The 6,125-nt window shown below is 48.4% G+C and carries 1 protein-coding gene; it reads right to left on the reverse strand.

Features of this window, described 5'->3' with window-relative positions; all coding sequences use genetic code 11:
* A partial coding sequence (locus QUA77_RS28485; protein ID WP_333453951.1) for a Calx-beta domain-containing protein occupies positions 1–6,125 on the reverse strand: 6,125 nt, incomplete at both ends.

Consider the following 6,125-nt stretch of genomic DNA (forward strand, 5'->3'; position numbering starts at 1 on the left):
GCAATTTCTTCTGTTCCCTCAACTTGACCATCCGGAAAAACGTCAATTGTGAAAGTTTTGCTATTTTCGCCTGGGTTAAATATGAGTTCAGGAGACAAGGGCGGAACGTTCCAATCAGTTCCGAAAGTCGCTGAACCAGTAGGAAATGGTAGGTCCACCCTGGAAAAGTTGCTTAGATTCCCAGTGCGAGTGAGGGTAATTTGTTTTTGAACAATTCCTGTGCGACTTTCATTGACTTGGTAAGTAGCTTGGGAAAAATTAATTGTAGGAGGCCCCTCAGCATCGAAAATTTGCAAAGTGGCAGTGTTTTGGGTGCCGATATTGACATTACCCCCCCCATTGGCGATCCGAAACGCAATTTCTTCTGTTCCCTCAAATTGACCATCCGGAAAAATGTCAATTGTGAAAGTTTTGCGGTTTTCGCCTGGGTTAAAGGTGAGTTGAGGAGAGAAATTGGGGGTATTCCAATCAGGTCCCCAAGTCGCTGAACCAGTAGGAGGTTCTAGGTACACCGTGGAAAAGTTGTTTAGATCCCCAGTGCGAGTTAGGGTAATTTCTCTCTGAACGACTCCTGTGGGACTTTCGTTGACTTGGTAAGTAGCTTGGGAAAAATTTACCGTGGCAATACCAAGAATCTGATTGTTAGGTTGCGCTATTGGGAAGGGAGTTTCGTTAGAGTTCGGTAATCCGATCGGGAATATGTTTGGGTTGCTTGTTCCTGTAGTAACTGGTGTCGGTTCCGGGTTAATAATGCCACCACCGCCGGGTTGTTCTACAGTGCCACCACCGCCGGGTTCTACTACAGTGCCACCACCGCCGGGTTCTACTACAGTGCCACCACCGCCGGGTTCTACTACAGTGCCACCACCGCCGGGTTGTTCTACAGTGCCACCACCGCCGGGTTGTTCTACAGTGCCACCACCGCTGGGTTCTACTACAGTGCCACCACCGCCGGGTTCGGGCGCTAAATCGTTATCAGCGATCGCCACTGTCACCCCTGGAACCACAATCCCACTATTATACTTAGCATCCGTGCTAGTCACAGTGTGAGTGATATTAGCGCTCTGTGGCCCTTCCACAACCGTATCGTCAACAGCTTTTACCGTAACGGTTTGAGCCTTATCCCAATTGTCTGGCGTGAAAGTCAGAGGCGCGATCGCTTCAATCTGATTACCTGTTGTGAGAGTGAGGGTGACAGGGACGCTCGGCTGGGATTTCAGCACCGCACTGTAAGTAGCATTTGCACCGCCTTCTGTAGCAGTTGCTGCCGTGGGAGTAATAGAAATACCAGCGGTATCATCGTCTTTATTGGTAAGGCTAACATCCGCTACATCTCGGTTGCTGTAATTCGCATCTGTGCTAACAGTAGCCCCCGTGACAACTTTGTAGTCAATATCGCCGTCAGCAAGGCTATCGTTAACCCCTGTTACTGTCACCTGTTGCGGTGCACTCCAGTTATCCGGAGTGAAAGTTATGGTATTAGGAGAAACTGTTCCCTCGGCAACATTATCCGTGTTCAAACCGATAGTAACATTAGCAGTCGGCTTAGTATTCAGAAGCACACTAAAGTTAGCACTACTGCCGGCTTCACCCGTAGTTAATCCCGCAGTTGGATTCAGCGTAACTCCCGGAGTTTCATTGTCACTGTTGGTGACTGTGACATCATCAGGATTGAGGTTATTGAAATTAGGATCGGTGCTCACAGCAACAGCCGTGACAATTTTGTAAGCTTTATCGCCATCAGCTAGCAAATCGTTAACACCTGTCACCGTTACTTTTTGCGGTTCATTGTAGTTAGCTGGAGTGAAAGTTAAGCTATTAGTTGAAACTGTTCCTTCCGCAACATTGTCACTGCTCAAACCGATCGCAACATCAGCAGTTGGTTGAGCATCGAGTTTGACAGTAAAATCTGCCTGGCCACCAACTTCACTTGTACTTAATGCTGTTGGGTTAATAGTAAAGCCAGCCGTATCATCATTACTGATAGTTGTGGTAGCAGTAGCAGTGGTAATTGTCGGTGTAGAATCTAATACCGAGGGATTGGACAGCGTAACCTCAAGGGTTTCATTAGCTTCGATCGCCGCATCGCCTAAAACATCAAGAGTAATGGTTTTCGATGTCTCGCCCGCTGCAAAATTAATCTTACCAGTCGCAGCAGTTGCACCGGATGTGCCGCCGATGTTTTTGTAGTCGCTGACGTTTGTAGCAGAACCGCCGATCGCATAATCTACTGTGCTCGCCAAGTCAGTGCAACCGCTGCGGGTAACAGTAAAAGTGGCAGCAGTTGTACCGGAGTTGCCTTCTGTAACGGTTGCAACACCAGCAGTAACCGCGTAGTCGATCGGATTAAGCAGAATTGTCACCTTGCTAGCACCCGAGCCGATGCGATCGCCTGGCCCGGAAATCACTCTGTTAAATCCGGCGTAAATCTCGGAATTGACTGGCCCGGTAGCATCAACTTGACCGTTGAGGGCGTAAAGATACGGCGAATTCAAGCTATTTTTTAGCCCGTTTTTGTTATCCCATGCAAGTTGTTCGTTGCTGACTTCTAACTCGACACTCGAAGCGTTAGTCACAAAGTTAGGCACATTTCCTGGGGTAAGTTCTCCGCCAGGAGGTGTATTGTAGTCATTGCCGAAAACGCTCATACTCCCGTTAACAATGTTCATCTCGGCATCGCGGCTTTGAGTGCTTGCATCCCCTCCATAGCCGTCGTTTGATCCAGAGTCGCCGAGATTTACCGTCCATCCTGACGGGGCTTTGTCGTATTCAACGATGAATTTTGCTTTCTTGATCTTGCCGTCAAAATTAATTTTTGCTACGGCTTCTAACCAACTGTCTGCGTTGGAGTCGGTAGGGGTATTTACTAGAGAAATAAACGGGTTTGGCCCACCAGTAATTGTCCCTGTTTTGAGGTCTATTTGGTACGGACTCAGGGTTGATGTACCAATCGGTTTTTCCGGTTCTTGTGGCGCTACATCGTTATCAGTAATCGCCACTGTCACCCCTGGAACCACAATCCCGTTATAATTCGTATCAGCGCTACTCACAATGTGAGTAAGATTAGCACTGTGCGCGCCTTCGATAACCGTATCATTAACCGCTTGCACCGTAACGGTTTGAGCGACATTCCAAGTATCCGGAGTGAAAGTCAGAGGCGCGATCGCCTGAATCTGATCGCCTGTTGTGAGAGTGATAGTTACCGGGGCACTTGGCTGCGATTTCAGCACCACATTGTAGGTACCATCCGCACCGCCTTCTGTAGCACTTGTTTCCGTAGGAGTAATAGAAACACCAGCCGTATCATCATTACTGATAGTTGTGGTAGCACTAGCAGTGGTAATTGTCGGTGTAGAATCTAATACCGAGGGATTGGACAGCGTAACCTCAAGGGTTTCATTGGCTTCGATCGCCGCATCCCCTAAAACATCAAGAGTAATGGTTTTCGATGTCTCGCCCGCTGCAAAATTAATCGTACCAGTCGCAGCAGTTGCACCGGATGTGCCGCCGATGTTGTTGTAGTCGCTGGCGTTTGTAGCAGAACCGCCGATCGCATAATCTACTGTGCTCGCCAACTCAGTGCAACCGCTGCGGGTAACAGTAAAAGTGGCAGCAGTTGTACCGGAGTTGCCTTCTGTAACGGTTGCAACACCAGCAGTAACCGCGTAGTCGATCGGATTAAGCAGAATTGTCACCTTGCTAGCACCCGAGCCGATGCGATCGCCTGGCCCGGAAATCACTCTGTTAAATCCGGCGTAAATCTCGGAATTGACTGGCCCGGTAGCATCAACTTGACCGTTGAGGGCGTAAAGATACGGCGAATTCAAGCTATTTTTTAGCCCGTTTTTGTTATCCCATGCAAGTTGTTCGTTGCTGACTTCTAACTCGACACTCGAAGCGTTAGTCACAAAGTTAGGCACATTTCCTGGGGTAAGTTCTCCGCCAGGAGGTGTATTGTAGTCATTGCCGAAAACGCTCATACTCCCGTTAACAATGTTCATCTCGGCATCGCGGCTTTGAGTGCTTGCATCCCCTCCATAGCCGTCGTTTGATCCAGAGTCGCCGAGATTTACCGTCCATCCTGACGGGGCTTTGTCGTATTCAACGATGAATTTTGCTTTCTTGATCTTGCCGTCAAAATTAATTTTTGCTACGGCTTCTAACCAACTGTCTGCGTTGGAGTCGGTAGGGGTATTTACTAGAGAAATAAACGGGTTTGGTTGGCCGGTAATTGCGCCTGTTTTGAGGTCTATTTGGTACGGACTCAGGGTTGAAGGTTGATCGTTAGCGGCAATAGTTAATGTTGTTTGTTTTGTTGTACCGGCAATGCCACCTGTGATTGCGCCAAAATTGAGGATTGCGGTTTCATCGTTTTCAGGGAGATTGTCAGGTTTGATAGTAACTGCAACATTTTGCGTGAGTGCGGCACCTGTTGCACCGGCGGGGAATGTAATCGATGTCGGCGAAAAGGTGTAGTCTGAATTTTCGGTGGCTGTGCTACTGGGATCCAGGACAATTGGTACTGTTACAGCAGTGTCAGGAGTGCCACTGATAGTAACGGGAATATTGACTACTGTATCCGCAGTTCCTTCAGTGCCACTGTAAGTTGCAGCACCAAAATTTACCGCCGGAGATGTATGCAGCAGAATCGAGGTGTTTTGAGAGTCAAAGTTCGCCGTAGCTAAATCGGATAAGCCATCTTTGTTAAAATCGCCTACAACAATACCTTGGGGACTGGTTCCCACAAGAAAATTAGTGGCAGTCCCAAAGCTGCCATCGCCACTTCCAAACAAGACGGAGACATCCCCCGATCCATTGTTGGCTGTGGCTAAATCGACTTTTCCATCGGCATTGAAGTCACCACTAGCAATAGCAAGGGGTTGTGTTCCAACGCCAAAGTTGGTAGCTGCACTAAAGCTTCCTGTGCCAGTTCCTAACAGTATTGATACGTTGTTTGATCCGCCTTCGTTACTCGTTGCTAAGTCAGGATTGTTGTCCCCATTAAAGTCTCCTAAAGCAATGTAATTAGGGCTATTTCCAACAGTAAAGTTAGTGGCGGGGGCGAAAGTACCATCAGCATTCTGCAACACGATGGATACGCTGCTAGAACCAAAGTTCGCTGTCGCAAAGTCAGACTTGCTATCCTTGTTAAAGTCGCCGACAAGCACAAAATAAGGATTTGACCCCACGCTCAAATTAGTAGCTGCGCCAAAAGTACCATTACCGTTTCCCGGCAAGATGGAGACGTTGTTAGAGCTTTGATTGGCTGTAGCTAAATCAGAATTGCCGTCCCCGTTGAAGTCTCCCACAGCGACGGTATACGGACTTGACCCCACCCCAAAGTAGGTGGCAGTACCAAAAGTGCCATCGCCATTCCCTAACAGGAGAGAAACGTTGTTAGTCAAATTATTGGCGGTAACTAAGTCAGAATTGCCGTCTTTGTTAAAGTCGGCTACAGCGACAGACCAGGTATAGAGATCGCTTGGCGGGCTGGTGTTAAGATTAGTGGCAGCGCCAAATTTGCCAGTGCCATCTCCCAGTGCGATCGAGACGTTGCGATTAACTCCAGTGCTGGCAAAGGCTAGGTCAAGATTGCCGTCTTTGTTAAAATCGCCACTGGCAACTTTACGGAGACTGTATGTTATGGGAAAGGGCGTTGCCGGATCAAAAGTAGGCAGAACATACTCGTAACCTGCTAATACTTCGGCTTCAAATACCAGTGGCGTTTCAATTTTCCCGGTTCTGACTTCTAGTTCCCAGTCGCCGCCCTTTGCCGCACTTCCCGTAAGATTTTTGGAAGCCGCAACAAAAGCCCCGGTTAACTCACTCAAGCGTTTGACAAATGCTTTACCTATCTCGCCTGCTGCTACACAGCACCCGTAGAGGAGGATATTTGGTCGAGTGTCGCCGATTGAGTCGGTTCGTGGCGAAAACCACTGCTGTAGATCCTGCCGATCGCACTCTATATCATCTAAACTCAAGTTACCGTCGCCCAGTTGCAAGCTACCCGGAGCACCGTGAGAAACGATGTGAATGCTGTCAATATTAGTACGAAGAGCTAAAATTTGAGTAATTTGGTCGATCGCATCCCGGTTCCCATCCAAAACGACTACTTCCGTACCCGG

It is taken from the genome of Microcoleus sp. K5-D4, assembly GCF_036704575.1.
Lineage (GTDB): Bacteria > Cyanobacteriota > Cyanobacteriia > Cyanobacteriales > Microcoleaceae > Microcoleus.